Consider the following 25,472-nt stretch of genomic DNA (forward strand, 5'->3'; position numbering starts at 1 on the left):
GCCGTGTCCACCTACCGCGTCCTGCTGGTCAGCATGCCCTGGCACGGGCTCGACCGCCCCTCGCTCGGGCTGAGCCTGCTCCAGGCCGCGCTCCGGCGCGACGGCGTGGCCTGCGACGTCCGCTATCTCGGCTTCGACCTCGCCGATCTCATCGGCCTGCCGGACTACCAGTGGGTGCAGGGCGGGCTGCCGCACACCGCCTTCGCCGGCGAGTGGCTGTTCGCCGCCGCGCTCCACGGCGAACGACCGGCGGCCGACGCCGCGTACGACGAGACCGTCCTGCGCGGCGTCCACCGGCAGCCCCAGGAGACGATCGCCAGGCTGCGGAGGCTGCGCGGCTCCTGCGCCCGCTTCCTCGACCGCTGCCTGGCCTCGATCGCCTGGACGGACTACGACCTCGTCGGGTTCACCTCCACCTTCGAGCAGAACCTCGCCTCGCTCGCGCTCGCCCGGCGGGTCAAGGAACGCCATCCCGGCGTCGTCACCGTCTTCGGCGGCGCCAACTGGGAAGGCGACATGGGCCACGAGCTGCACGCGCGCTTCCCGTTCGTGGACGTCGTCTGCGGCGGCGAGGCCGACGTGTCGTTCCCCGCCCTCGTCCAGCGGATGCGCGCCGGCGCGGCGGTGGACGAGGTGCCGGGCCTGATCGTGCGCAGGGACGGCGCGAGCGTCCGCACCCCGCCCGCCGCGCCGATCACCGACCTCGACGCCCTGCCAGTCCCCTGCTTCGACGCCTACTTCGACGCCCTCCGCGACAGCGCCGAGGGCGCCGCCGTCCGCCCCCGCCTGCTGCTGGAGACCTCGCGCGGCTGCTGGTGGGGGGCCAGGCACCACTGCACGTTCTGCGGGCTGAACGGCCAGGCGATGACCTTCCGCAGCAAGTCGCCCGAGCGCGTGCTGGACGAGATCGAGCACCTGACCCGGCGCCACGGCCTCACCAGGGCGGGCGTCGTCGACAACATCCTCGACATGCGGTACTTCACCACGCTGCTGCCCGCGCTCGCCGCCGCCGGAGCGCCTGCCGACCTGTTCTACGAGGTCAAGGCCAACCTCAGCGCCGCCCAGGTGAAGCTGCTCGCCGACGCCGGGGTCCGCGAGATCCAGCCTGGCCTGGAGAGCCTCAGCGACCACGTGCTGGCGCTGATGCGCAAGGGGACCACGGCCCTGCGCAACATCCAGCTCCTCAAGTGGTGCGCGGAGTTCGGCGTCACCGCGCGCTGGAACCTGCTCTTCGGCTTCCCCGGGGAGACCGCCGAGGACTACGCGTCGATGCTGCCCCTGCTGGACGCGTGCGACTTCCTCCAGCCGCCGGACGGCATGGACGCCATCCGGCTCGACCGGTTCAGCCCTTTCCACCAGGATCCGGAGCGGTTCGGGATGACCGGCGTGCGGCCCATGGAGGTGTACCGGTGCCTCTACCCCTTCCCGGACGAGGCCCTGCGGCGCATCGCGTACTACTTCGACTTCGACTACGCCGACGGCATGCGCCCCCTGGACCACGCCGGGCCGGTCATGAAGCGGGTGCGGCGGTGGATCGAGCGCGGCGGCAACGGCACGCTCGCGCTGCTGGCGCACCCCGACGGCGGGCTGGTCCTGGTCGACACCCGCGACGAACGGACGGTGTCGTTCCGGCTGACCGGCTGGCGGGCGGCGGTGTACGCCCGGTGCGACAGGGGCACGGCGGAGCGCGCGGCCGTCGCCGCCAGCACGGCCGCGGGGGCGACGGCCGAGGAGGTGCTCGCATTCCTCGCGGACTGCCTGCGGCGACGGCTCATGGTCCGGACGGACGATCAGTGGCTGGCGCTGGGGATCCGCGTGCCGGCCAGGACGTCCGCCGACTCTCGACCTTGACGGGCACCCGGCTGTAAGTTCTCACTTACAGCCGAGGGACGGGAAGGAAGAACATGAGCACGGTCCACAGTGCCCACCCCCACCAGCGACTCACCTGGGTCCACCAGGTGACCAAACACGCCGGCGCACAGCCAGGACGGCCCGCCATACGGTTCAAGGGCGAGACGACGACCTGGGCCGAGCTGGACGAGCGCAGCCGCCGCCTGTCCGCCGCGCTCGAAGCCCGCGGCGTGGGCGAGGGCGACCGGGTCCTGGTGCTCCTGACCAACCGTCCCGAGTTCGTCGAGACACTGGTGGCGATCAACAGGCTCGGCGCCATCGCCGTCCCGGTCAACTTCCGGCTGGTCGCGGCCGAGGTCTCGTACCTCGCCGAGGACTCGGGCTCGTGCGCGATCGTGGTGGAGCAGCCGCTGGCCCCGGTGGTCGCCGCGGTGCGGGCGGGCAAGGAGGCCGAGCTGCCCTGCCTGGTCGTCGGCGACGCCCCGGACGCCGCCGGCGCGGGCGCGGAACGCTACGAGGAAGCCGTCGCGGGCGCGACGCCGAGCGGGGCGAGCGGCCCCGCCGACCTCGGCGCGGTCGCCCTGATCATGTACACGTCGGGGACGACGGGCCTGCCCAAGGGCGCCATGCTCACGTACGAGAACCTCCTCGGCCAGACGATCACCCTGCTGCAGACGTTGCGTCCGGGCGCCGACGAGATCTGCGTCGTCACCTCACCGATGTTCCACATCGCCGCGGTCGGCGTGATCGTGCCGAACCTCATCTTCGGCTACACCACCGTCATCACGCCGACCGGCGCTTTCGACCCCGAGGCGTTCCTCGACCTGGTCGAGTCGGAGCGGGTCACCAACGCCTTCCTCGTGCCGACCCAGTGGCAGGCCGTCTGCGCCAGCCCCACGCTACCCCAGCGCGACATCCCGCTGCGCACCATCTCGTGGGGGGCCGCGCCCGCGACCCCGGCGATCCTGCGGGCGATGGAGGCGGCCTTCCCCGGCGTGCCCAACGTGTCGGTGTTCGGGCAGACGGAGATGTCGCCCATCACCACGTCCCTGCCCGGCGAGGACGCCATCCGCAAGATCGGCTCGGTCGGCAAGCCCGTCCCCCTGGTCGAGGTGCGCGTGGTGGACCAGGACATGAACGACGTGCCCCAGGGCGAGATCGGGGAGATCGTCTACCGGGGCCCGCAGACCATGACGGGCTACTGGAACAACCCGGGGGCGACCGAGGAGGCGTTCCGGGGCGGCTGGTTCCACTCCGGAGACCTGGTCCGGGTGGACGAGGAAGGGTTCTTCTACGTCGTCGACCGCCTCAAGGACATGATCATCTCCGGCGGCGAGAACATCTACAGCGCCGAGGTCGAGGCCGTGCTCGCCGACCACCCCAAGGTCCGCGAGATCGCCCTGGTGGGCAGCCCGCACGAGAAGTGGGGCGAGACGCCCGTCGCCGTGGTCGTCCCGCGCGACGAGGCCGACCCGCCCACGGTGGCGGAACTGTCCGAGTTCTGCCTGACCCGGCTCGCCTCGTACAAGAAGCCGACCAAGGCCGTCGTGGTGAGCGAACTGCCGCGCAACGCCTCGGGCAAGATCCTCAAGAACCGCCTGCGCGACATGGTCAAGCAGGACTCCTGACGGAACGCGAAAAGCCCGGCCGGATGATCCGGCCGGGCTTTCCGCGTCTTCGAAGTGGAGGTGGCGGGAATCGAACCCGCGTCCTTCAACCCCAAGACAGGGCTTCTCCGGGCGCAGCCTGCTGTGCTTTTCTCAGCCCCGGCGATCACGCAGGCGAGTCGCCGACGGGCTCAGCCACTGTTTGGTTTCCCGATCACCCCCGTGGCCGGGTCGATCGGTTGAGCCTTCTGACGATGCCAGATCCCGAGCCGAAGGCACTCTCGGGCTGACAGAGGTTTCGCTACTTAGGCAGCGAGAGCCAGGGAACCCTGGCTGACCTCAGTGCGCTTAGAATTGGCACTTGTTGTTTGCGGTCACAGGATTAACGAGGTTATGTCCGCAGTCCTCGGCCCGCTTCTCCTGACTTGCAAGGTCAAAGTCGAAGCCAGTCACCCCCTGTGGAGTTGTCAACACGATCCCGGAGGATCGAGCATGACGACGATACCTCTGACAACACCCCAGATGCCAACTTGATTCCCGGCGAACGCCGTGGAGCCCCCGGAAGCGCAGCACAGCAGCATCACGCTCCCGGGGGCGACCGGCAGGGTCGAGCCGGTCAATGACGGCAGGACTTCCCCCGAGATGAAGTCCTGATCTCATCACGACGACTGGTCCCGCAACCCCCCGAGCGGGACCGGTCACTCATTAAGACGCAACCGGCCTGTCCGATGGTTGCTTCTTGTCACGAAAAAATCACGGAGTGTCGCCGAGGGCCGCGAAGAAGCTGCCGGCCACGGCGGCGGGGTTGTAGTTCCTGGTGAACACGGCGATGGCCAGGTCGCCCTGCCAGCCGACGAACCAGGCGTCGTTCTCCTTGCCGGTGGCGGCGGACGTCACGCCGTGGACGCGACCGCTGCCCGCCTGGGCGGGGGTGCCCTGGGCGCCCGCCCTCATCATGGCCGTCAGCGCCTCGCGGACCTGCGGGTCGAGCTGCCGGGGCGGGGGCTGCGGCGCGGGCGTCACCTCGTCGGCGGCGTCGGGGGTGTCGGGCGCGGTGACCAGCACCGGCGGCCGCCAGGTGCCGGACGCCACCGCTCCCGCGACCAGGGCCATGCTGAGCGGGCTCACCTCGACGTTCTGGCCCGCGATGGCCTTGGCCTTGGCCGCGTCGCCGTCGAAGGCCGGCCGCGAGCCGCTGAACGACTTGAGCGGCAGCTGCCACGGCAGGCCGATGCCGAAGTTCTCGGCGCTCCGGGCCAGGTCGTCGCCGGTCACCCGGCGGGCGAGCGAGGCCAGCGCGGTGACGCAGCCCGCGGCGAAGTTCTGCTGGAAGGTCGGCGAGGAGCCGGTGACCTGGGCCGCGCTGACGAACCGGGCACCGCCGACCGTGCGCTCGGCCGGGCACGGGAGCTTCTGCTTGGTCTGCACCCCGGCCTTGAGTATGGCGTCGGCCGCCACGATGGAGAACGCGGTGCCGGCCGGGAAGCGGCCCGCCAGCGCGTCGTTCTGCTGGTGCAGGCCGCGGGTGGAGACCGCCCTGATCTCGCCGGTCGAGCTGTCGACCGCCACCAGGGCGCTGGCGCGGGTGCTGGAGACGGCGCGTTCGGCGGCGACCTGCACGCCGCTGTCGATCGTGGTCTGCACCGACCTGTTCTGACGGCCGGGCCACTGCTGCAGCGACGCCACCTCCTCGCCGGTGTTGAGGTCGAGGATGATCACCTGGGTCTCGGTGGAGCCTGTCAGGTAGCCCTGGTAGGCCTGCTGGAGCCCGCTCTGGCCGATCGAGTCGCCGGCCCGCTGGGGGCCGCCGAGCTTCTGCTCGGTCTCCGGGGTGAGCGCGCTGACCCGGCCGACGATCTGCTTGGGGCTCGCGGGGTCGACGGGCTGCTTCTCCGTGACAGTCTTGACCTCGGGGATGGCGTCGAGCTTCTGTCTCACCGACTGGTAGCGGGTGCGGCCGAAGGTGATCAGCGGCACGGTCTCGTTGGGCGGCGCGGACCGGATCCGGCTGAGCAGCCGGTCCTCCGCGTATCCGGTGATCTGGGACAGCTGCTTGACGACCTCCTCGGCGCGGTCGCCGAGCTGGGCGGGCACCACTCCGGCCACGTACAGGAACATGTCCTGCTGCAGCGGGTCGCCGCCGCGGTCGAGGACCGGCTGGCGCGGCTTCGGCTTGGCCTTGACCGCGAACCGCTGCCCCTCCTTGAGCTGGGGGTGCAGCACCGCCGGCGACCACTTCACCTTCCACATGCCGTCGTCGAGACGGAGCGGGAGCACGCTGTCGTACGTCCACAAGGGGTTGTTGTCGCCCAGGTCGACCTCGACGCCGAACTCGGCCTGCGACTCGTCGCCGGTCACCCGCACGCTCTTGATGCGGAACCGGAACGAGGCCGCGTCGAGCTGCAGCTTGGCGTCCGACAGCGCCTTGCGCACGACGGCGGGGTCACCGTCGGCGCGGGAGGCGGCCAGCTCGTAGTCGTTGGACTGCCAGCCGACGAGGAAGTCGCGCACCGCGTCGTGCGGCGACGCCTCCTCGAAGCAGCCGGTCAAGGTCATGCTCGCGATCGCCAGCGTGACGGTCGCGGCCAGCGTGCGGCGGACTCGGTTCATCGGTTGCGGTGACGCAGCGCCCGGGCCATCTCGCGCTTGGCCTGCTTCTCGGCCAGCGACTGCCGCTTGTCCCAGTCCTTCTTGCCTCTCGCGACGCCGATCTCGATCTTGGCCTTGCCGTCCTTGAAGTAGAGCTGGAGCGGCACGATCGTGAGCCCGCCCTCCTTGACCCGGGTGGCGAGCTTGTCGATCTCCTTGCGGTGGAGCAGGAGCTTGCGCTTGCGGCGGGCTGCGTGGTTGGTCCAGGTGCCCTGCGCGTATTCGGGGATGTGGACGTTGAACAGCCACGCTTCGCCGCCTTCGACGCTGGCGTAGCCGTCGACCAGTGAGGCGCGGCCCTCCCGCAACGACTTCACCTCCGTGCCCTGCAGGACCAGCCCCGCCTCGAAGGTGTCTTCGATGTGGTAGTCGTGCCGGGCACGCTTGTTCTGGGCGATGACCTTTCGCCCGGTCTCACGTGGCATGCTTCGACCTTACCGGCGTTTCGTCAGACCCTGAGGTATCGGCGGAGAGTGACGAACGATGCCAGGACACAGATCACCACACCGATGATCATAGTCAGGGTGATCACCGACGCCACGTCGTCCCAGCCGATCTGCGCCCCGCCGGACGACAGATACTGGGCGACCTCGTCGAACATGAAGACCTTGGTCACGATCAGCATGACCGCGGCGAACACGCCGCCGATCAGGCCCGCGATCATGCCTTCCATGACGAAGGGCAGCTGGATGTAGAGGTTGGAGGCCCCGACCAGCCGCATGATGCCCGTCTCCCGGCGGCGGTTGAACGCCGACAACCGCACCGTGTTGCCGATCAGCAGCGCGGCGGCGAGCACCAGGATGACGGCCACGATCAGGGCGGCCCAGCGCACCTTGTCGAGCATGGTGAAGAACTGGCTGATCAGGTCTCTCTGGTTGACCACCTGCGAGACGCCCGGCTGTCCCTGCAACGCCTGGATCACCGGCTGGTAGTTGTCCGGGTTGGCCAGCTTGACCCGGAACGAGGTCGGCATGTCCTCGACCTTGGTGGCGTCGCGCATGGGCTGGTTGGCGCTGAAGGCCTCCTGGAAGTTCTTGAAGGCCGTCGCCTGGTCCTCGTAGAAGACCTGCTCGACTCCGGGAAGCCCTTCGATCTGCTTCTGCAGCGCCTGGGTCTGCGCCTGGGTGACGGCCTTGCCCTTGCAGGCGGGCATGTCACTGTTCTTGGTGCAGAGGAAGACGGATACTTCGACCTTGTCGTACCAGTAGGTCGTCATCATGCCGACCTGGGCGTTGATCATCAAGCCGACGCCCAGCATCGCCATGCCGACCGCGACGGTGATGATGACCGCGATCGTCATGGTCAGGTTGCGACGGAGGCCGATCCAGACCTCGGAGAAGATGAAGTTCGCCCGCATGATTGTGTCTACTGCTCCCTGTCAGTACGCCTGGCCGTACACGCCACGCGACTGGTCGCGGACGATCTTGCCGTCCTCCAGCTCCACGACACGCTTGCGCATGGAGTCGACGATGGCCGCGTCGTGCGTGGCCATGACGACCGTGGTGCCGGTCCTGTTGATCCGGTCGAGCACCTTCATGATGCCGATGCTCGTCGCGGGGTCGATGTTGCCCGTCGGCTCGTCGGCCAGCAGGATCATGGGCCGGTTGACGAACGCCCGGGCCATGGCGACGCGCTGCTGCTCGCCGCCGGACAGCTCGTCGGGCATGCGGTGGGCCTTGCCTTCCAGGCCGACCAGCTCGATGACCTCCGGCACCACCTTGCGGATGAACCGCCGCGGCTTGCCGATGACCTCGAGCGCGAACGCCACGTTCTCGTAGACGTTCTTGTTCGGGAGCAGCCTGAAGTCCTGGAACACGCAGCCGATGCGGCGGCGCAGGTGAGGCACCTTGAAGTTGGAGAGGCGGGCCAGGTCCTTGCCGGCGACGTGGATCGCGCCGGAGTTGGGCCGCTCCTCCTTGAGAATCAGACGGAGGAAGGTGGACTTGCCTGATCCCGAAGGACCGACGAGGAACACGAACTCACCCTTGTCCACGTCGACAGAGACGTGGTCCAGGGCGGGCCTGTTCTGGTTCGCGTAGACCTTGGTGACATTATCGAAATGGATCACGAGAGCATCACGGCATGCCAGTCTAGGGGTCAGGACGGAAGCGAGGGTGGCACATGCCCACTTCCCGCCACGCACCGATCGGGGACGCCCAGCTTTACCATTGATCGACGTTCCGATTGGCTGGAGCACAGTCTAGAGGGAAGACTGGCATGGAACGTCCATAACGGAAACAAAACGATTGTGCGGCTAGACTTGGGGCTGACATGAGTTGCCAACACCTCGTATGCGCGCAGTGCGCGCACCCCGTCATCGAAGGCCGCTGCGCCCTCTGCCGAGCCAACCGCGAGCGGCTGCACGGTCATGGCTTCGCCGGCCTGTCACCCGCCCTGATCGCGGTCGTCCTCCTCGTGGCGCTCTTCGCGACCCTGGTGCTCGAACACCTACTGGGCGTCTGACTCCTGGCGGCGCATCCAGCGGATCTCCGACTCGATGAACTGGTCGAGATCGCCGTCGAGCACCGCGCTCGGGTTGCCCGCCTCCGTGGCCGTCCGCAGGTCCTTCACGATCTGGTACGGGTGAAGGACGTAGTTGCGGATCTGCGTGCCCCATGACGTGGTCGTCGCCCCGCGCAGCTCCGACATCTTCTCCGCCTCCTCCTGCCGCTTGCGCTCGAGCAGCTTGGCCTGGAGGACGTTCATGGCGGTCGCGCGGTTCTGCAGCTGGGAGCGCTCGTTCTGGCAGGAGACGACGATGCCGGACGGCAGGTGGGTGATGCGCACGGCCGAGTCGGTCGTGTTGACGCCCTGGCCGCCGGGGCCCGACGAGCGGTAGACGTCGACGCGGATCTCGTCTTCGTTGATGTCGATGTGGTCGGTCTGCTCGACGACCGGCACCACGTCCACGCCCGCGAACGAGGTCTGGCGGCGCCCCTGGTTGTCGAACGGGCTGATGCGCACCAGCCGGTGGGTGCCGTGCTCGCCCCTGAGCGTGCCGTAGGCGTAGGGCGCCTTGATCGCGAAGGTGGCCGACTTGATGCCCGCCTCTTCCGCGTACGAGGTCTCGTAGACCTCCGTGGGGTAGCCCTTGCGCTCGGCCCAGCGGAGGTACATCCGCAGCAGCATCTCCGCCCAGTCGGCCGCGTCGACGCCGCCCGCCTGGGAGTTGATGGTCATCAGGGCCTCGCGCGAGTCGTACTCGCCCGACAGGAGGGTGCGGACCTCCAGCGCGCCGATGTCGGAGCGCAGCGAGACCAGCTCCTTGTCGGCCTCGGCGCGGGTGTCGTCGTCGGCCTCCTCGGCCGCGAGCTCGTACAGGACCGAGAGGTCGTCGAGGCGGCGGCTCAGGCCGTCGACGCGGTTGAGCTCGCCCTGGAGGTGGGAGAGCTTGCTGGTGACCTTCTGCGCCTTGTCCGGCTCGTCCCACAAATCGGGGGCGGCGACCTGCGTCTCCAGCTCCTCGATCTGCTTGCGCATGGAGTCGAGGTCGAGCACGTCCTGGATGCTGCGGAGCGTGCCGGCGAGCTCGTTGATTGCGTCTGCCGGATCGATGTCTGCCACGCCTCCTTAGAGTACGCGACCGGCGGGGGTGCCGAATAACATGGCCAGGTGCGTGTACACGGTCGGCGTAAGGCGCTGGCGCTCGCCGCCGTCCTGCTGGCGGGGGCGTCCGGCTGCTCGGGTTCCGCCGCGGATCCTTCGCGCACCCCCACGGCCGCCTCGCCGAGCCCGTCCGCCGACCCGACGCCCGCCGAGCCCGAGGTGACGCTCGCCGAGGCGGGCGAGGTGTTCACCACCTTCGTTGCCACCGACAGCGTCCTGCGCGCCTCCGGCGACCTGCGGCTCGCCATGGAGTACGTACGCGACTCGGAGGCCCGGCTGACCGCCGTCGCCTACCTGTCCAGCGGCGGCCGGCCGCCCCGTCACGAGTGGGGCTCCCCCACCCTGTACGTGCCGCGCTTCGCCGAGGGCGCCCAGGCGGTGTGGTTCTCGGTGCTGGCCGACCGCGACGGCGAGCCGACCATGCTGACCTTCGCCAGAAACGGCGACTGGCGGCTCAGCGCCGCCTCCCGGCTGCTCGACCCCGCGCACCGGCCCGACGTCGCCCTCGACGACCAGGGGTACGCCACCGCGATCGCCGGCGACGACCGGAGCGTCACCATCCGCCCCCAGCTCATCGGCCCTCTGCACGCCACCGTGGCCGAGACGGGCACCGACGGCGTCGCGGCCGGCCTCATCGCCGACGGCCCCTACACCACCGACGTCGCCAGCCAGATCACCGAGGCCAGGCAGAAGGCCAAGAAGGCCGGCTTCAGCTACGACTCCATCTTCCAGGCCGGCGACCACCCCGTGTACGCCCTGCGCACCGGCGACGGAGGCGCGATCATCCAATACTCGCTCTCCCGCACCACCACGACCACGACCAAGACGGCCGAGGACGACTACATCCCGGTGCCCGACTCGGCGCGCTGGTCGATCTCGGCGCCGGTGGTGCGGCGCAACCTCCGGCTCACCGAGATCCACACGTACGTGACCGCGGTCCCCCCGGCGACGGCCCCGGCCGCGGCGGAGGTCGTCGGCCACGAAGGGGCGCTGACGAAGGCGACCGGGCAGTGAACGGGGTCAGTCCTCCGGGAGCAGGGTGCCGAGCGGCCCGAGATCGAGGTTGAGGTCGGCAGGCGTCAGGCCGAACCGCTCGCACAGCTCGGTCATGGCCTCCTCCAGCCTCATCAGGGTCAGCCCCACCGCCTCCAGCTGCTCCCCGGACAGCTCGCCGCGGTCCATCCGCCGCACACACTGACGCTCCACGAGCTGACGGATCAGCTCGATCAGCGTCAGCACCAGGCGGCTCAGGTCACGATGCACCGAGTCGGCGTCGGTCTCCAGCCGCCACTCCCCCGGTTTCACCGCCTGCCGGTCAGTCCGCTCTGTCATGCCGCATCCCTCCGTCTACCGCGTCGCCCTCCCGTACCGACACCAGCAACGCCCGCAGGGAGATCCGTACGAGGTCGATGCCGGAAATGGACAGCACCACGTCGCCCGTCACCACCACCCCGCCCGCCAGCAGGCGGTCCAGCAGGTCGACGAGCGCCACCCGCTGCTCGGGCAGGCGTCCCTCGGCGGCGAGCCGGCCCCCTCTCGGCTCAGGAGGCGTCACCGTACGCCGTCTCACCGTCGTGGCCGAGCGCGGCGAAGGAGTAGGGCGCCCAGGGGCCCACGAGCTCCAGGGTGACGCCCCGTTCGGCGGGGTCCTCGACCACCCGGGCGAACTCGGCGGCGCGTGCCTCGTCCACCAGGTAGGCGCCGTTGAGCACCATCTGCTCCCGCCGCCCTGACAGCTGCGGGTCCTGGGCCCGGTGCCGGGTGCCGGCCACGGCGATGCCCATCAGCGCCTCGTGCACGGCCTGGGCGTGCTCGGCGGCCCGGCGCCAGCCGTCCTCACGTCCGCGCAGGGCCGCCCGGCGGCGGTTCAGGTAGGCGGCTCCCGGCGGCGCGTCCTGGGTTTCCGCCACCGGCTCGGCGGGGCTCGCGACGGCGTAGGCCTTCACGCCCCACTCCCACCGGCCCGACACCCGGCGCAGCACCTCCTCGAACTGGGCGTGCCGCTCGTCGAGGAGCTCCCGGACCTGCGCCTCACCCGTGTAGACGGTGACCAGCCGCACGGGGGCCGTGGGGCCCCGGCGGGCGACGGCCTCCACGACCCGGTGATGGGCGCGCGCGATCTCCTCCAGCCAGGCGAGGTCCTCCATCGAGCGCCGCAGCGACTCCTCGCCGAACTCCTGGAGCGACACCGTGCTGATGAAGGCGGCCAGGCCCCGGTGCGCCAGACGGCGCACGGGGGCACCGGCGACGCCTGCCGGGCCGTCGGGCTCGCCGCCCTCGTCACGGGTCACCGCGTACAGGTAGACGCCCTGCTCAGCGTCCACGCTCGACCGCCTCCGGCTCGTGGGCGGCTTCCGCCCGCGTGGCGACGATCTCCTCCAGCGCCGCGAGGCGGCGGCGCAGCTTGCGGTTCTGCTTGGCCAGCTCGTGGGCGTCGCCGGTCAGCCACGGGTCGTGCTCCCACCAGTCGATGCCCATCTCCCTGGCCGTGTCGACCGAGGCGATGAGCAGGCGGAGCTTGATCGTCAGCAGCTCGATGTCGAGCAGGTTCACCTGGATGTCGCCGGCGATCACCACGCCCCGGTCGAGCACCCGTTCCAGGATGTCCCCCAGGTTGGCCGACTCGCGGCCGCTGTAACCCTGCTGCTGCATCGAGGACCCGGGAACGTACGGGCCCGACCTCACGGCGCTCACCGCGGGCTCTCGGCGGGGTCGCCGCTGCCCCGCTTGTAGCGGCGCACCCGGCGGTAGGACAGCAGTTCGCCCTCCATGTCGAGGTCGATCTCGTAGAGAGCCAGGGTGTCGCCGGACGACGGGATCCGGCGGTCCTCCACGATCTCCACTCCCACCAGCCACCCGTCGTCCGACGGCTCGACCCGTGTGACGCTCTCGGTGTCCTTGCCGGTCAGCTCGCTCATCATGCGCAGCCCCATGTCGGCCGCCGCGGCGGCCGGGATGTCCGCGGAACGCGTGCGAGGCGGCTCCTCGCCGCCGTCGTCCGCTCCCTTTCCGCCTGACGCGTGCTTGCGCTCGGTCCCCTGCCTGGCAGGCACGAAATCACCCCCGTATCCGCTGGTGCGGCCCCCACCTCACCAGCCGGTCATCCCCTGCAGGATCTCCTCGACCGCCCGGGCCTCCTCCTCCTCGGAGATCCGACCGGCGGCCCTGGCCTGCTCCACCTCTTCCAGGCGGCGCCGGACCACGGCCGGATCGCGCAGCTCCCGCTCGACCTCGTCTCTCAGGAGCTCGCCGAGCTTGACGACCGAGTAGATCGGCAGCAGCGGCCAGCCAAAGAGCAGCGTCCCCAGTCCCAACGATGTTCACTCCTCCACGACGTCGTGTCCGTGGTCAGGCCGTACCCACGAAGTCGTACGGAGCCATCGGCCCGAGCAGGCGAACCTCGACGCGGCCCGACCACCGGCGGGCCAGTTCGTCCACGGCCTGTTCGAACTCGGCCTGTCTGTCCCGCTCCACCAGCGCGGCCACGTGCGCGGCCTCGCGCTCGTGGCCGACGTCGCGTACGACCAGTTGTTCGCACACGTCGGAGAGGGCTTCCAGCACCGTCGCCGTGTCCGTCTCCCGTTTGCCGGCGATCGCGTGCTCGATGATCTCTCCCAGGCGCATGCGCTCGTTGCGCGTCGCGTCCTCGGGCAGGCCGGCGATCCGATCCCTGAGCGTCGCGGCCTCCTCGTTCTCCTCCAGCACCTCCCTCAGGATCGTCCGCTCGTCGTACCGGGCGTTGACCACGTACTGCGTCCGGCCCTCCACCTCGCGCAGGGCGTCGACGAACGCGTCGTGGTACGGCTTCAGCAGCTCCTCCAGGACGGCGTCGGAGCCGGTCAGCACCGCCCCGAACCGGAACGGCAGCACCGGCACCTCCGCCGCGGTCTGGTCGAGCAGCGTCTGGTGCGCCCGCAGGTCCCGCGGCCGGCCCAGCGGCCGGTCGGCCCGGACGTCGCTCACCAGCGCCGCGATCTCGCCGAAGGTCACCAGTCCCACCTGGCCGCCGGGTTCTCCGACCCCCTCGGTCCCGGGCTCCACTTCGACATCCACGGGTACGATCCCGTACACGTAGGACGCGGTGCCGTTCACGTCCGCCGATGAGGTGTCCGCGGGCCGGGCGGCCTCTCCGCGTGGTGACATCTCAGTCATCCTCTCTGAGGCGTGCCTCGCGGGGCTGTTCCTCGGGCACGTCCTCGACCTCGTCGGCGGCGGCTTCGAGCGCGGGCTCCTCGCCCTGGTCGACGGACTTGGCCTGCGTCACGCCCTGGACGACCTCGGGCAGGTCCTTCTGCGTGGTCGACAGGTCGAGGCGGTTGACCGCCTCCGCGAAGCGCAGGTAGGTGTCGACGCTGGCCACGACGATCCGGGCGTCCACGGTCAGCACCTCGATGCCGACCAGTGAGACGCGGACGAAGGCGTCGATGACCAGGCCCTTGTCGAGAATGGTGTCGATGACGTCCGCGAGGTTCGTCCCCGAGCCGCCGCCGCCGGCAGGCGAGCCGCGACCGGCAGGTTGCACGGTCATGTCATACCCCCTGGTAGTGGCCGACCGGCCCTGACGGGTGACTACTCGGATCTGGCCCGACGGCGGCGCACCGGCCGCTCGGGCTCGGGAGCCGGGCGTCTGGACGTCGTGCCACGACGCCGCGCGGTGGCGGGCCGTCTGGGCGGCTCCTCCTCCTCGGGCTCCCCTTCCTCGGGCTCCTCTTCCTCGGGTTCCTCTTCCTCTTCCTCTTCGGGTTCCTCTTCCTCTTCCTCGGGCTCCTCCTCTTCCTCTTCTTCCTCCTCCTCAGGCTCCTCCTCGGGTTCCTCCTCTTCGGGTTCCTCTTCCTCCTCGCCTTCGGGCTCTTCGGCTTCCGCCCGCTCGCCCTCTTCAGGCTCCTCGGGCTCCTCTTCCTCCTCGCCCTGCTCGCCCTGCTCGGCCTGCTCCTCCTGGACCGCGGTCTCGTGATCCTTGACGACCTCGCTGTCGCGGATCTCGCCGCGCCAGCCCTCAAGCTCGTCGGGGTTCTGCAGGAGGTGCGCCATCACGTGCCGCCGGAAGTGCTTGAGCTCCAGCCGCACCCGACGTCCCTGCGCGCGCCACAGGTTGCCGGTCCGCTCGAACAGGCCCTGCGGGTGGTACTCCAGCACCACCAGGACCCGGGTGAGGTCGGGAGTGATCTCGTGGAAGGTCACCGCCCCGTCGACGCGGCCCTTCTCCCCTTCCGAGCGCCAGATGATCCGCTGGTCCGGGATCTGCTCGATGATGGTCGCCTTCCAGCTCCGGTGCGACATGAAGACCTGGGCTTTCCAGGTGAGCTCCTCGTCGGAGTCCTGCTTGACGGTCTCGACCTTCTTCATGAAGGTCGGGAAGTCCTGGAACTGGGTCCACTGGTCGTACACCAGACGGCGGGGCGCGCCGACGTCGAGCGCCTCCACGATGTTGGTGACCTTCTCGTGGCCTCGTCCGCCACCGCCACCACCGCCGGTGATCTTCTGCATCACGCCCTTGAGCCCGCCCTTGAGCCCGCCCTTAAGAGCCCCGCCCAGGAAGCCGCCCGGTTTGTCCGAGCCCGTCACCGCGCTCATCAAACTCTTGCCCCCGTGTTCCACGTAGTCGGTGAGCCGGCCTGTCAGGCCTTCGATCTTGTCCCCCGCGGAGGACAGCACTCGCGTCCCCGCGGCCTGCAGGAGACCCTGAGCCGACTCCACCAGCCGGCTCATCGGCAGGCCGCCGGCGACTCCCTCGCCGGCCTCGGCCGCCTTGCCGGCGACCCCCTGGCCGGTCTCAGCCGCCTTCCCCGCGACTCCCTGGCCGGTCTCGGCCGCCTTGCCCGCGGTGTCCTTGACCTGGTCCCCGGCCGTTTCCGTCGCGGTTTCGCCGGCCTTGCGTGCCGTTCTCCCCGCCTTGCCTGCCACTCCCCGGACGGCACCGGTCGCCGCCTTCCTCAATCTCTCCGCATCAGCCACTTCGCTCACCCCCGTGACTGGCCGGCCCGCCGGACGGGACGCGTGCGCCGACGTGCCCCCTCACCCTCGGCCTTCTCCTGGGTCCGCGCCGGCCGCTTGGCCCGCGCCGGCTCCTCGGCCTCTTCCTCTTCGCCCTCCTCCTCTTCAGGCTCTTCCTCGTAGTCCTCTTCTTCGCCTTCTTCGCCTTCTTCGTCGCGGGACGCCTGTTTGGTGACCTTGTCCGCGGCTTCGCCGACACCGCCGAGCGACCCCGCGCGCTCCTGCAGCCTCTGGCTCAGAGAGTCGATCTGCCTGCTCGCCGCGGTCATGACCGCCGTCTTGCCGGCCTCCACGAGCTCGCCACGAAGGCGTTCGGTGATCTGCTGGAGCTCCGGGGTCGAGCCGAGCGCCTTGACGCCCTGCGCGAGCGGGCCCCCGTTGCCGCAGCTCGCACGCCCCGCCAGCCCCGCCGCCGCCAGAGCCGCCGCCGTGCGCAGCTTCCGGCGCCTTCCGAGGCAATAGCCGGCGAGTACGGCGAAGGCCACCTGCAACTTGTTCGACATGATCAGCGCTCCTTCCGCTCGCTCACCATCTCGACGAACACTGGTGCAGTGCAGGCGGACAGACCCGAATGTGCTGGTGCCTGTTCGCCGCGGCATGCCCTACCCGCAATTCGGACAAAGCACCTCATTCGGTGAAAAGTGGCGCAGACTTGACGCGAGGCGCGTCCATCCGGACCACTGGTGAAACCCGCCTCGTCCGGGGCGGCACCGGCCGATCAGGCGCCGCCCCGGACGACGGGCTCAGGCCTCCGTGCGCGGGAGGCTGGTCGACGAGACCAGGGTGCGGATGGCGCGGAGCGCCACCGACAGCGTGGCCAGGTCGAAGTTGTCGCTCTCCCAGATCTCGGAGAGCGTCTGCCTGCTGCGCCCGACCGCCGCCGAGTTCGCCTCCACCCACCTGGCCAGCCGCTCCTCGGGGGGCAGCCCGGAGGAGCTGTGAGCCAGGACGTCGCGGGTGAGCGAGGCGTGGGCGGCGTAGAGGTCGTCGCGGAGGGCGGCGCGGGCCATCGCGTTCCACCGGCTGTCGCGGGGCAGCGCGATGATGCGCTCCCTGAGGCGGGCCAGTTGGAGGCGGTCGGCGAGGTCGAAGTAGACCTCGGCGACCTCGTTGACCGGGCGGCCGCTGATGGAGGCGATCTCCACCAGGTCGAAGGTGGAGTAGGCGGGCACCATGGCGGCCACCCGCTCGGCCAGGTCGGCGGGGACGCCGCGGGCCACGAAGGAGTCGCGGCGGTCCTCGAAGGCGGCCAGGTCGGGGCCCGTGAGCAGCTTGGGCAGGTGGCCGAGGAGGCCGTTGACGCCCTTGACGAAGAAGCCGACCGAGCCCGCCAGGTCGAGCGGCGGGCGGCGGTTCGTGAGCAGCCACCGGGTGCCGCGCTCGCCGAGCTTGCGCGCCTCCAGCAGCATGGCGAGCTGGGTGGCGGTGTCGATCTCGTTGTCCAGCGACTCCACCTTGCGGTGGAAGCTGGCCAGGTCGAAGACCTCACGCGTGACGAGGAAGGCCCGCACGATGTCGGGCAGCGAGGCGCCGGTCTCCTCGCCGACCCGGAACAGGAACGTGGTCCCCATGGAGTTGACCAGGTCGTTCACGATGCCGGTGACGATGATCTCGCGCCGCAGCGGGTGCGCGTCCATGTAGGCCCGGAACCGCTCGCGCAGCGCCGACGGGAAGTACGAGACGAGCCGGGGCGCGAGGTAGGGGTCGTCGGGGAGCTCGGTGCCGAGCAGTTCGGCGTCGGCGACGAGCTTGGTGTAGGCGAGCAGGACGGAGAACTCCGGCGCGGTCAGCCCGAGCCTGGACTGTCGGCGCTCGGCGAGCGCCTTGTCCGACGGCAGGAACTCCAGACCCCGGTTGACCCGGCCGTCGCGTTCGAGGCGGCGCAGGTAGCGGGCGTGGATGTGGAGCATCTCGACGGCCTGGGCGCGGGCGGCGGCCAGGACGACGTTCTGCGCGTGGTTGTCGCGCAGCACCAGCTCGGCCACCTCGTCGGTCATGGAGGTGAAGACCTGGTTGCGCTGCTTGTCGGTCATCTCGCCGTCGCGGACCACCTGGTCCAGCAGGATCTTGATGTTGACCTCGTGGTCGGAGGTGTCGACGCCGGCGGAGTTGTCGATGAAGTCCGTGTTGATGAGGCCGCCGTCGAGCGCGAACTCTATGCGGGCGAGCTGGGTGAAGCCGAGGTTGCCGCCTTCGCCGACGACCTTGCAGCGCAGGTCGGCGGCGTCGACCCGGAGCGAGTCGTTGCCCTTGTCGCCGACGTCGGCGTGGGTCTCGGCGCTGGACTTGACGTAGGTGCCGATGCCGCCGTTCCACAGCAGGTCGACGGGGGCGCGCAGGATGGCGCTGATCAGGTCGTTGGGCGCCAGTGAGGTCACGTCGCCGGGCAGGCCAAGCGCGTCGCGGATCTGCGGGGTGAGCTGGACGGACTTGGCGGTACGGGGGAACACGCCGCCGCCCTTGGAGATGAGCGAGGCGTCGTAGTCGGCCCAGGAGCTGCGCGGCAGTTCGAAGAGACGGCGCCGCTCGGCGTAGGAGCGGGCCGCGTCGGGGCTGGGGTCGATGAAGATGTGGCGGTGGTCGAAGGCGGCCACCAGCCGGATGTGCTGGGACAGCAGCATGCCGTTGCCGAACACGTCGCCCGACATGTCGCCGATGCCGGCCACGGTGAAGTCGGTGGTCTGCACGTCCACGCCCATGGTGCGGAAGTGGTACTTGACCGACTCCCAGGCGCCGCGGGCGGTGATGCCCATGGCCTTGTGGTCGTACCCGATGGATCCGCCGGAGGCGAAGGCGTCGCCGAGCCAGAACCCGTACTCCTTGGCGACCCCGTTGGCGATGTCGGAGAACGTCGCGGTGCCCTTGTCGGCCGCGACCACCAGGTAGGTGTCGTCGCCGTCGTGCCTGACGGTGTCGGGCGGCGGCACGACCTTGCCGTCGACCAGGTTGTCGGTGACGTCGAGCAGGCCGGAGATGAACATCCGGTAGCACTCGACGCCTTCGGCGAGCAGGTCCTCCCGGGAACCGGTCACGGGCGGACGTTTCACCACGAACCCACCCTTGGAGCCGGTGGGGACGATGACCGTGTTCTTCACCATCTGGGCCTTGACCAGGCCGAGGATCTCCGTCCGGAAGTCCTCCATCCGGTCCGACCAGCGCAGCCCGCCCCTGGCGACCTTGCCGTAGCGCAGGTGGACGCCCTCCACCCGGGGCGAGTACACGAAGATCTCGTACTTCGGCCGCGGCAGCGGCAGCACGCTGATGGCCTGCGGGTCGAACTTGAGCGAGATGTACGGCTTCCGCTTCCCGTCGACGGTCTGGAAGTAGTTGGTGCGGAGGGTCGCCTCGATCATCTCCAGGTACGCGCGCAGGATCCGGTCCTCGTCCAGCGAGGCCACCTCGTCCAGCGCTCCCAGGATCTCCTCCTTGAGCGCCCCCGTCAGGTCCTCGCGCACCTCGCCGTCGCGGCGCGGGTCCAGGCGGGACTCGAACAGGCGCACCAGCAGCCGGGACAGCCGCACGTTGCCCAGCAGGACCTGCTCGATGTAGCGCTGGGAGAAGTTGCTGCCGGCCTGGTGCAGGTACTTGGCGTAGACGCGCAGGATCTCGACCTGCTCCGTGGTCAGCCCGGCCTTCAGGATGAGCGCGTTGAAGTCGTCGGCCGGCGCCCGCCCGTGCCAGAGCGCCATCAGCCCGTCCTGGAAGAGCCGCTTGAAGTCGCCGCGCTCGATCTCGGGTGACGGGGTGTAGCGCAGCCCGAAGTCGTAGATCCAGGCGTTCTTCGTGGCCGGGTCGTTGTCGCGGTCGATCTCGTACGGGCGCTCGTCCACCACCTCGACCCCGAGGCGCTGGATCAGCGGCAGCATCTTCGACAGCGAGATGGACGACCCGAGCCGGTAGACCTTGAGCCGCCGCTCCCCCTCCGCGGCGTCGTACGGCTCGTACAGGTTGAGGTCGATCTCGTCGTCGCCCGCGCCGACGAGGTGCTCCAGCCGGCGCAGGTCGGCCACGGCCACCTGGGGCTGGAAGTCGGCCTTGTACGCCTCGGGGAAGGCGACGTGGTAGCGCTTGACCAGCCCAGGGGCCTCCTCCTCGGAGGTCATCTCCCTGATGGCCGCGCCGAGGTCGTCCTCCCAGGAGCGGGTGATCGCGGCCAGCCGCGCCTCCAGCTCCTCGACGTCCACGCCCGGCGCCGGGAGCTGCTTGCCCCGCTCGCCGCGGATGACGACGTGCAGCCGGGCCAGAGCGGACTCGCCTATCGACGCCCGGTAGTCGAGACCCTTGCCGCCCAGCGCCTTGAGCAGCAGCTCCTGCATCTGCAGGCGGACCATGGTGGTGTAGCGGTCGCGCGGCAGGTAGATCAGGCAGGAGATGTAGCGGCCGTAGTCGTCGCGCCGCAGGAAGAGCTTGACCTGCTTGCGCTCGCGCAGCCGCAGCACGCCCAGCGCGATCGGCAGCAGCTGCTCGGTCGAGGTCTGGAACAGCTCGTCGCGGGGGAACGTCTCCAGGATCTCGATGAGGTCCTTGCCGTCGTGGCTCTCCGCGGTCAGCCCGGCGGCCTCGATCACGGCCGCCAGCTTGCGGCGCAGCACCGGGATGCGGGAGATGGACTCGTTGTACGCGACGTGCGTGAAGAGGCCGAGGAAGCGGCGCTCGCCGACGACCTCGCCCTCGGGCGAGAAGAGCTTGACGCCGATGTAGTCGAGGTATGCGTCGCGGTGGACGGTGGCGCGGGAGTTGGCCTTGGTGATGATGAGCAGCTGCTTCTCGCGGGCCCTGGCGCGCAGCTCCGCGGGGAGCGCGGAGAAGCTGTCGGAGTGCACCTTGTCGTCGCGCAGGATGCCGAGCGCGGCGCCCGGCAGGGCGCGCAGCGTCTCGCCCTCCTCGCCGCTCTCCAGGCGGTACTCGCGGTAGCCGAGGAAGGTGAAGTGCCCGTCGGCGAGCCAGCGCAGCAGGTCGAGACTGTCCTCGACCTCGGCGGGCGGCAGCGGCGGGGGGTTCACCGCCAGGTCCTCGGCGGTCTGCAGGGCCAGCGCGCGCATCTTGCGGAAGTCCTCGACCGCGTGGCGCACGTCGGTGAGCACCCGCTGCAGGTCGGTCTCCAGGGCCTTGAGCAGCGCGGGGTCGGACTGGCGGTCGATCTCGACGTGGATCCACGACTCGACCAGCATCTGCCCGGTGACGTCCTCCTGGCCGCTGCCGAGGATCTTGCCGGTCAGGTCGCGGCGGACCCGGATCTGCGGGTGGACCACGAGGTGGACGCCGATGCCGTGCCGGTCGAGCTCCATCGTGACGGAGTCGACCAGGAACGGCATGTCGTCGGTGACCACCTCGACCACCGAGCGGCCGGGGTCCCAGCCGTTCTCGTCCAGGGTGGGGGTGTAGGCCCGGACCACCGGCCTGCCCTGCGGGCGGGTCTCGGCCAGCTGCCGCTGCGACATCGCCGGACCGTACACGTCCACCAGATTGCGGTCGAGCAGGTCGTCGGGGGGCACGTGCCGGTAGTAGACGCGCAGGAAGGTCAGTGCCTCCTCGGGGCTCACATGGTCGCTGCCCACCGCGCACCGTTGCGCGGCTCGCTGGAGCAGCTCATCCTTGGCCTCGTCGAGCGGCATTTCGCTCTCACTCCTTTGTGAGGGTTAGCCATGGCGGGGTTGGAGCCAGGCTTTGAGTTCCCACGACAGCGGGAAATAGTACATTTCACTACGGACATGCCCGTATGGACTGAAAACTTCCGGCCGGCGGGACATCGGCCCCGAACGCAAGAAAGTCCTGGGGGCGTCATCGTCTCCCAGGACCTCGACCTGCTCGACCAGCCGGAGGCGGCCGCCGTAGGACAACCGGCGGCCCTCCTCACCGAACTGCCTGTCGCGAGGGACGGTCGCATCGTCGTCGATGCCCACCGCACACCTCCCCCACATCCCCGGTGAAGCGAAACCGGGCGCACGCCTCGCCGTACCGATACCACCCGAAAAGGGCAAAGACGTCAACGTGACATCGACATCGGCGGGTCGTCTTCGGATGCGGAGGGCGCCTGCTTGAGCTCGTCGAGCCGGTCCGGCACTTCGGCCAGTTCGACAAGCTCAGCCTGGCACTGCTCGCACACCTCGAGGTGGCGCTCGAACGCCTCGTGCTCCGAATCATCGAGCACGCCGAGGACGTAGGCGGCCACCCCGTCATGCATCAGCCGGCTACCCCCTTGTCCCGCAGAAGTTCACGGAGAGCCCGGATGCCGTAGTAGAGCCGGGACTTCACCGTGCCCGGCGGGATCCCCAGAATCGCCGCCGCTTCACTTATCGTACGGTCCCGTAGGTAGGTCTGCTCAATAACTTCGCGGTGTTCGTCCGACAGGCTGCGCAGAGCGTCCGCCACGACGATCGCGGACAGCGCTCTCTCGGAGCCGTCGGGCACCGCCATCATGTCGACTTCCGGGGGCTCGACCTCATGAGGCCGAACACTCTTTCGCCGACGTCCGTCAATGACGATCCGGCGGGCCACGGTCAGCAGCCACGCCCAGAGGAGGCCCGGTTCCCACTGCAGTCTGGCCGAGTTGCGCCAGGCCCGGACGAGCGTCTCCTGCACCACATCCTCAGCCCATTGCAGATCGTTACCGGTCGACTTACGTACATGGCGCAGTAGAGGGCCGCCGAACTCCTGGTACAGCACCGCGATGCGGTGCTCCGCCTCGGCATCAGCACTCTCGAACCTGCCGTCGAGGTGACTCAGCACGGGGCACATCTTTACACCTTCGTTATCAGTCCGGTAGCCACTCCGATAACTCCAGTTATTTCTAACTATTCCTCAGGATGGGTGAACCGGCCGTGATAAGGCCGCGTACCTCCCACCATGCACAGGCTTTTGCGTGGCGAAGTAGTGATGTTCGGCGGCTTCGCCCTCGCGGCAGCGGTCACGATCCTCCTGGTCATGCCGCAGGCGAACACGGCCGTGCTGACAGAGGTGACGCAGACGTCCACGGGCCCGCTCGGGCCCGCGGACCGCGACTTCCTCGTCAAGGTGCGGCAAGCCGGCCTCTGGGAGATCCCCGTCGGCCAATGGGCCCAGAAGCGCGCGGACTCCGCGCGGGTCAAGGACGTCGGGCAACATCTCGTGGAGGACCACACGAAGCTGGACGCGCAGGTACGCCGGGTGGCGGCGAAGCTCAACGTCCCGCTTCCCGATCGGCCGAGCCCTGACCAGCAACGGTGGATGGCGCAGCTGGCGTCCGAGACCGGTCCGGCATTCGACAGGGACTTCGCCCGCCTGCTGCGTGCGGCACATGGCAAGGTGTTCGCCGTCGTGGCGAACGTGAGGGCGGGCACCCGCAACGCCGAGATCAGGAAGTTCGCCGGGACGGCCGTGACCGTGGTCATGCGGCACATGACGCTGCTGGAGTCCACCGGCCTGGTCAATTACGACGAGCTTCCGGAGCCCCCGTTGCCCTCACAGGCAGCACCCGCCCCAGCGGCGGTCGACCCGAGGAGACAACCATGAGATCCAGACGCATGGCCGCGGCCATATCCGCCTTAGCGGTGGTGGCCGGCGGGCTGGTGTCCGCAGTGGTCGTCGGCGGCGCTCAACCGGCCTTCGCCGACTGTGAGATCACCGAACAGCGGCCTCCTGGTCAGCAGCAGAACCAACCGCAGGACCAACCTCAGGACCAGCCTGAAGACCAGCAGCAGGACCAGCCACAGGACCAGCCTCAGGACCAGCCGCAGCAGAGCCAGGCTCCGCAGGAGCAGGATCAGGAGAACCAGGGCCGGGACGACGACCAGCAGGGCCAGGATCAGGGAGCCCAGCAGGACCAGAACGGCGACGGGCAACAGAACCAGGAGAACCAGAACCAGAACGACCAGCAGGGCCAGAACGGAGGCGGGGCCCTCGTCGACCCGCCGGCGGACCCTGAGGCGTCCGCTGAGACCTTCGGGCAGCGGAACCGGGACCAGGACCGCGACCGCCGCCGGAACAGGCCCAGGCCCAGTCAGCAGCCGTCCAGCACCGCCTCACCGTCGCCCACCGGAGGCCAGGAGTCGGACTGCCTGAACATCGGCCCGTTCGTGACCGACTTCGTGGACATCAGGCAGATCCCGCGCAGCCGGCAGGACGCCCGCATCGGCCGAGGCGGCTCGCGCGGCACGTTCGTGTCCCGCTGCGGCACCAACGGTGAGGGCCACTTCAACCCCGACAACTTCATCGTCGCTCCCGGAGTGCGCAATGGGGCACACCACCTGCACGACTACGTGGGCAACCTGTCGGCAGACGCCTTCTCGACCGACGAGAGCCTGGAAGCCGCGGGCACCACGTGCCGCCTGGGCGACAAGTCCACGTACTTCTGGCCGGTGCTGCGCGACCGCACGGTCGACGAGAACGTCGACGACCCCGACCGCAACGTCGGCCAGGTGCTCCGTCCGCGGTCGGTGACCCTGCAGTTCCGCGGCAACGCGCGTGCCCGGGTCGTGGCGATGCCGCGCTTCCTGCGGATCATCACCGGCGACGCCAAGGCGGCCACCAACGGCCCGGCCAACGCCCGCGCCGGCTGGTCCTGCAGCGGCTTCACCAACCGGATCAGCTCCGACAAGTACCCCCTGTGCCCGCGCGGCAGCCAGGTCCTCCGGATCATGGACTTCCCGAGCTGCTGGGACGGCCAGAACAACGACAGCGCCAACCACCGCACGCACATCGTCTTCCCGGACCAGAGCGGCGCCTGCCCGCAGGGCACGCAGCCGGTCCCGCAGCTGCGGATGACTCTGGCCTACTCGGTGCCAAGGGGACCCTCGTTCGCCCTCGACGCCTTCCCCGAGCAGTTGCACAACCCGGTCACCGACCACGGTGACTTCGTGAACGTGATGCCGGAGCGGCTCATGTCCAACGTCGTGAACTGCATCAACCGAGGCCGTCGTTGCTGACCTCCGTCCCCGGGAACAGCAACGAGGCCGAGTAGGCCCTCCCGAGTCGCACCCTCATCCGACCTTGGAGGGAATGGATGCTCCACAGACGACACCCCCGGCACGCCCCCACTCAGCTGGATACCAGGAACATCCGGCTCGGGGCGAGCGCGTCGATCGCCGCGGTCCTTCTGTCGGTCTTCGCACTGACACTGACGGATCGCGGCATGGAGATGCTCGGCCGAGGGGTGAGCTTCCTCGAGTACTACGCGGGCGTGCTGGCGCTGGTGTCCCTGACAGCGACGGTGGCCCTGGGGTTGCTCACCACCGAACGTGTTTTCCTGTCCCCGGCGAACCGGGTCCGCGCGCAGCTCGCGCACCGGGCCGCCGCGTTCGCCGGGACGGCGTTCCTGCTCACGCACGTCGCGCTCATGATCTCGCTGGAGCACGTCTCGCCGGCCGCCGCCGTGATCCCCGTCGAGGGGATCTACGTCGGGTTCGGGACGATCGCCTTCGACGCGATGGTCGTGGTCGTGATCACGGGGATCGTACGGGGAAGGTTCGCGGTGACCGGCAGGCCGTGGGTGTGGCGGCTGATGCACGCCTCCGCCTACGTGGCCTGGCCGGTCTCCATCCTGCACGGACTCACCGCGGGCCGGTGGGCGGCGAGCTGGGTCTCCTGGTCGTACATCGCCTGCCTGGCCGCCGTCGCCTCTGCGCTGCTCGTCCGCCTGCTCGCGACGATGCTGCGGCCGCCGCAGACCGCGGAGTGGGTCGACGCGCCCGAGGCCAGTGACGCACCCGTCGAGGTGCCCGCGGGGGTCAACGCGCCGGTGAGCCTCGCCGAGGCCCGGCGGAAGTACCGGGAGGCGGGATGACCCCG

General features: G+C 69.7%; 26 protein-coding genes and 1 other RNA gene. 7 read left to right on the plus strand and 20 right to left on the minus strand.

The window, feature by feature from the left end:
• The first annotated feature begins 3 nt into the window (after positions 1-3).
• Complete coding sequence (locus ABD999_RS18465) at positions 4-1,851, plus strand: RiPP maturation radical SAM C-methyltransferase (protein WP_271279099.1); 1,848 nt, start codon at positions 4-6, stop codon at positions 1,849-1,851.
• Between the two features lie 53 nt (positions 1,852-1,904).
• On the plus strand, positions 1,905-3,479 hold the full coding sequence (locus ABD999_RS18470) for a long-chain-fatty-acid--CoA ligase (protein ID WP_271279098.1): 1,575 nt from the start codon (positions 1,905-1,907) through the stop codon (positions 3,477-3,479).
• Positions 3,480-3,531: 52 nt separating this feature from the next.
• On the opposite strand, the gene ssrA is transcribed toward ABD999_RS18470, so the two are convergent.
• The 5 genes from ssrA to ftsE form a co-directional block, all read right to left on the minus strand.
• Positions 3,532-3,915, minus strand: a transfer-messenger RNA (tmRNA) gene (gene ssrA / locus ABD999_RS18475).
• Positions 3,916-4,211: 296 nt separating this feature from the next.
• A complete protein-coding gene (locus ABD999_RS18480) occupies positions 4,212-6,068 on the minus strand; it encodes a penicillin-binding transpeptidase domain-containing protein (protein ID WP_148034180.1) in 1,857 nt (618 codons plus the stop codon).
• Entirely contained in the window at positions 6,065-6,532 is a 468-nt protein-coding gene (gene smpB, locus ABD999_RS18485) for an SsrA-binding protein SmpB (RefSeq protein WP_148034181.1), read from the minus strand. Before smpB ends, ABD999_RS18480 begins: the two co-directional genes overlap by 4 nt.
• 23 nt (positions 6,533-6,555) lie before the next feature.
• Positions 6,556-7,464: a permease-like cell division protein FtsX gene (ftsX, locus tag ABD999_RS18490; RefSeq protein ID WP_148034182.1), complete on the minus strand. Its 909-nt coding sequence runs from the start codon at positions 7,462-7,464 to the stop codon at positions 6,556-6,558.
• Between the two features lie 21 nt (positions 7,465-7,485).
• On the minus strand, positions 7,486-8,175 hold the full coding sequence (ftsE, locus tag ABD999_RS18495; protein WP_091079803.1) for a cell division ATP-binding protein FtsE: 690 nt from the start codon (positions 8,173-8,175) through the stop codon (positions 7,486-7,488).
• 203 nt (positions 8,176-8,378) lie between these two features.
• Here ftsE and ABD999_RS18500 point away from each other — a divergent pair, with 203 nt between their 5' ends.
• On the plus strand, positions 8,379-8,570 hold the full coding sequence (locus ABD999_RS18500; protein ID WP_219543539.1) for a hypothetical protein: 192 nt from the start codon (positions 8,379-8,381) through the stop codon (positions 8,568-8,570).
• Here the strand turns inward: ABD999_RS18500 and prfB are convergent.
• On the minus strand, positions 8,556-9,671 hold the full coding sequence (gene prfB / locus ABD999_RS18505) for a peptide chain release factor 2 (RefSeq protein ID WP_271279097.1): 1,116 nt from the start codon (positions 9,669-9,671) through the stop codon (positions 8,556-8,558). The two genes, ABD999_RS18500 and prfB, sit on opposite strands and share 15 nt — an antisense overlap.
• Positions 9,672-9,719: 48 nt before the next feature.
• On the opposite strand from prfB, the gene ABD999_RS18510 reads away from it, so the two are divergent.
• Positions 9,720-10,727, plus strand: coding sequence for a DUF8094 domain-containing protein (locus ABD999_RS18510; RefSeq protein ID WP_271279096.1), 1,008 nt, complete (start codon positions 9,720-9,722; stop codon positions 10,725-10,727).
• 6 nt (positions 10,728-10,733) lie between these two features.
• On the opposite strand, the gene ABD999_RS18515 is transcribed toward ABD999_RS18510, so the two are convergent.
• From ABD999_RS18515 to ABD999_RS18580, 14 genes are all read right to left on the minus strand, one after another.
• Complete coding sequence (locus ABD999_RS18515) at positions 10,734-11,045, minus strand: gas vesicle protein K (RefSeq protein WP_271279095.1); 312 nt, start codon at positions 11,043-11,045, stop codon at positions 10,734-10,736.
• Positions 11,029-11,268 (minus strand): gas vesicle protein GvpJ, encoded by a 240-nt coding sequence (gvpJ, locus tag ABD999_RS18520; protein ID WP_148034187.1) that lies wholly within the window; start codon positions 11,266-11,268, stop codon positions 11,029-11,031. The genes ABD999_RS18515 and gvpJ (ABD999_RS18520) overlap by 17 nt, the downstream gene beginning before the upstream one ends.
• On the minus strand, positions 11,255-12,037 hold the full coding sequence (locus ABD999_RS18525; RefSeq protein WP_271279094.1) for a GvpL/GvpF family gas vesicle protein: 783 nt from the start codon (positions 12,035-12,037) through the stop codon (positions 11,255-11,257). The genes gvpJ (ABD999_RS18520) and ABD999_RS18525 overlap by 14 nt, the downstream gene beginning before the upstream one ends.
• Positions 12,027-12,407 (minus strand): gas vesicle protein, encoded by a 381-nt coding sequence (locus tag ABD999_RS18530; RefSeq protein ID WP_378525242.1) that lies wholly within the window; start codon positions 12,405-12,407, stop codon positions 12,027-12,029. Before ABD999_RS18530 ends, ABD999_RS18525 begins: the two co-directional genes overlap by 11 nt.
• Positions 12,404-12,766 carry a gas vesicle protein GvpO gene (locus tag ABD999_RS18535; protein WP_271279093.1) on the minus strand — a complete coding sequence of 121 codons (363 nt, stop codon included), beginning with the start codon at positions 12,764-12,766 and terminating at the stop codon, positions 12,404-12,406. Before ABD999_RS18535 ends, ABD999_RS18530 begins: the two co-directional genes overlap by 4 nt.
• A 36-nt stretch (positions 12,767-12,802) precedes the next feature.
• Positions 12,803-13,027: a gas vesicle protein GvpG gene (locus ABD999_RS18540; protein WP_148034189.1), complete on the minus strand. Its 225-nt coding sequence runs from the start codon at positions 13,025-13,027 to the stop codon at positions 12,803-12,805.
• A gap of 34 nt (positions 13,028-13,061) precedes the next feature.
• The gene (locus ABD999_RS18545) at positions 13,062-13,856 is read right to left on the minus strand and encodes a GvpL/GvpF family gas vesicle protein (RefSeq protein ID WP_271279092.1); all 795 of its coding nucleotides are present in this window, start codon (positions 13,854-13,856) and stop codon (positions 13,062-13,064) included.
• A 1-nt stretch (position 13,857) separates the two neighbouring features.
• Positions 13,858-14,241 carry a gas vesicle protein GvpJ gene (gene gvpJ / locus ABD999_RS43945; protein ID WP_271279091.1) on the minus strand — a complete coding sequence of 128 codons (384 nt, stop codon included), beginning with the start codon at positions 14,239-14,241 and terminating at the stop codon, positions 13,858-13,860.
• Positions 14,242-14,282: 41 nt separating this feature from the next.
• Positions 14,283-15,617 carry an SRPBCC family protein gene (locus tag ABD999_RS18555; RefSeq protein WP_271279090.1) on the minus strand — a complete coding sequence of 445 codons (1,335 nt, stop codon included), beginning with the start codon at positions 15,615-15,617 and terminating at the stop codon, positions 14,283-14,285.
• Positions 15,618-15,673: 56 nt separating this feature from the next.
• Entirely contained in the window at positions 15,674-16,210 is a 537-nt protein-coding gene (locus ABD999_RS18560; RefSeq protein ID WP_271279089.1) for a hypothetical protein, read from the minus strand.
• 240 nt (positions 16,211-16,450) lie between these two features.
• Positions 16,451-21,322 (minus strand): NAD-glutamate dehydrogenase, encoded by a 4,872-nt coding sequence (locus ABD999_RS18565; RefSeq protein WP_345482808.1) that lies wholly within the window; start codon positions 21,320-21,322, stop codon positions 16,451-16,453.
• Between the two features lie 24 nt (positions 21,323-21,346).
• On the minus strand, positions 21,347-21,610 hold the full coding sequence (locus ABD999_RS18570) for a hypothetical protein (RefSeq protein ID WP_148034193.1): 264 nt from the start codon (positions 21,608-21,610) through the stop codon (positions 21,347-21,349).
• 83 nt (positions 21,611-21,693) lie between these two features.
• Positions 21,694-21,891, minus strand: coding sequence for a zf-HC2 domain-containing protein (locus tag ABD999_RS18575; RefSeq protein ID WP_148034194.1), 198 nt, complete (start codon positions 21,889-21,891; stop codon positions 21,694-21,696).
• Complete coding sequence (locus ABD999_RS18580) at positions 21,891-22,445, minus strand: sigma-70 family RNA polymerase sigma factor (protein WP_246639336.1); 555 nt, start codon at positions 22,443-22,445, stop codon at positions 21,891-21,893. Before ABD999_RS18580 ends, ABD999_RS18575 begins: the two co-directional genes overlap by 1 nt.
• 120 nt (positions 22,446-22,565) lie before the next feature.
• Here ABD999_RS18580 and ABD999_RS18585 point away from each other — a divergent pair, with 120 nt between their 5' ends.
• The 3 genes from ABD999_RS18585 to ABD999_RS18595 all read left to right on the plus strand — a co-directional run bounded on the left by ABD999_RS18585 (position 22,566) and on the right by ABD999_RS18595 (position 25,467).
• Positions 22,566-23,198: a DUF4142 domain-containing protein gene (locus ABD999_RS18585; protein ID WP_261808830.1), complete on the plus strand. Its 633-nt coding sequence runs from the start codon at positions 22,566-22,568 to the stop codon at positions 23,196-23,198.
• The gene (locus ABD999_RS18590) at positions 23,195-24,610 is read left to right on the plus strand and encodes a DUF1996 domain-containing protein (RefSeq protein ID WP_271276710.1); all 1,416 of its coding nucleotides are present in this window, start codon (positions 23,195-23,197) and stop codon (positions 24,608-24,610) included. The genes ABD999_RS18585 and ABD999_RS18590 overlap by 4 nt, the downstream gene beginning before the upstream one ends.
• A 77-nt stretch (positions 24,611-24,687) precedes the next feature.
• Positions 24,688-25,467, plus strand: a complete 780-nt coding sequence (locus ABD999_RS18595; protein WP_148034196.1) for a hypothetical protein — start codon at positions 24,688-24,690, stop codon at positions 25,465-25,467.
• The last annotated feature ends 5 nt before the right edge of the window (positions 25,468-25,472 follow it).

This window comes from Nonomuraea ferruginea (genome assembly GCF_039540635.1).
Lineage (GTDB): Bacteria > Actinomycetota > Actinomycetes > Streptosporangiales > Streptosporangiaceae > Nonomuraea > Nonomuraea ferruginea.

Excerpts from the sequence above, each read along its gene's own strand:
- ABD999_RS18580 (WP_246639336.1), bottom strand. The coding sequence starts at position 22,445 with ATGTGCCCCGTGCTGAGTCACCTCGACGGCAGGTTCGAGAGTGCTGAT.
- ABD999_RS18560 (WP_271279089.1), bottom strand. The coding sequence starts at position 16,210 with ATGTCGAACAAGTTGCAGGTGGCCTTCGCCGTACTCGCCGGCTATTGC.
- ABD999_RS18500 (WP_219543539.1), top strand. The coding sequence starts at position 8,379 with ATGAGTTGCCAACACCTCGTATGCGCGCAGTGCGCGCACCCCGTCATC.
- ABD999_RS18565 (WP_345482808.1), bottom strand. The coding sequence starts at position 21,322 with ATGCCGCTCGACGAGGCCAAGGATGAGCTGCTCCAGCGAGCCGCGCAA.
- ABD999_RS18590 (WP_271276710.1), top strand. The coding sequence starts at position 23,195 with ATGAGATCCAGACGCATGGCCGCGGCCATATCCGCCTTAGCGGTGGTG.
- ABD999_RS18575 (WP_148034194.1), bottom strand. The coding sequence starts at position 21,891 with ATGCATGACGGGGTGGCCGCCTACGTCCTCGGCGTGCTCGATGATTCG.
- ABD999_RS18545 (WP_271279092.1), bottom strand. The coding sequence starts at position 13,856 with ATGTCACCACGCGGAGAGGCCGCCCGGCCCGCGGACACCTCATCGGCG.
- ABD999_RS18595 (WP_148034196.1), top strand. The coding sequence starts at position 24,688 with ATGCTCCACAGACGACACCCCCGGCACGCCCCCACTCAGCTGGATACC.
- ABD999_RS18480 (WP_148034180.1), bottom strand. The coding sequence starts at position 6,068 with ATGAACCGAGTCCGCCGCACGCTGGCCGCGACCGTCACGCTGGCGATC.
- ftsX (WP_148034182.1), bottom strand. The coding sequence starts at position 7,464 with ATGCGGGCGAACTTCATCTTCTCCGAGGTCTGGATCGGCCTCCGTCGC.
- ABD999_RS18515 (WP_271279095.1), bottom strand. The coding sequence starts at position 11,045 with ATGACAGAGCGGACTGACCGGCAGGCGGTGAAACCGGGGGAGTGGCGG.
- ABD999_RS18470 (WP_271279098.1), top strand. The coding sequence starts at position 1,905 with ATGAGCACGGTCCACAGTGCCCACCCCCACCAGCGACTCACCTGGGTC.
- smpB (WP_148034181.1), bottom strand. The coding sequence starts at position 6,532 with ATGCCACGTGAGACCGGGCGAAAGGTCATCGCCCAGAACAAGCGTGCC.
- gvpJ (WP_271279091.1), bottom strand. The coding sequence starts at position 14,241 with ATGACCGTGCAACCTGCCGGTCGCGGCTCGCCTGCCGGCGGCGGCGGC.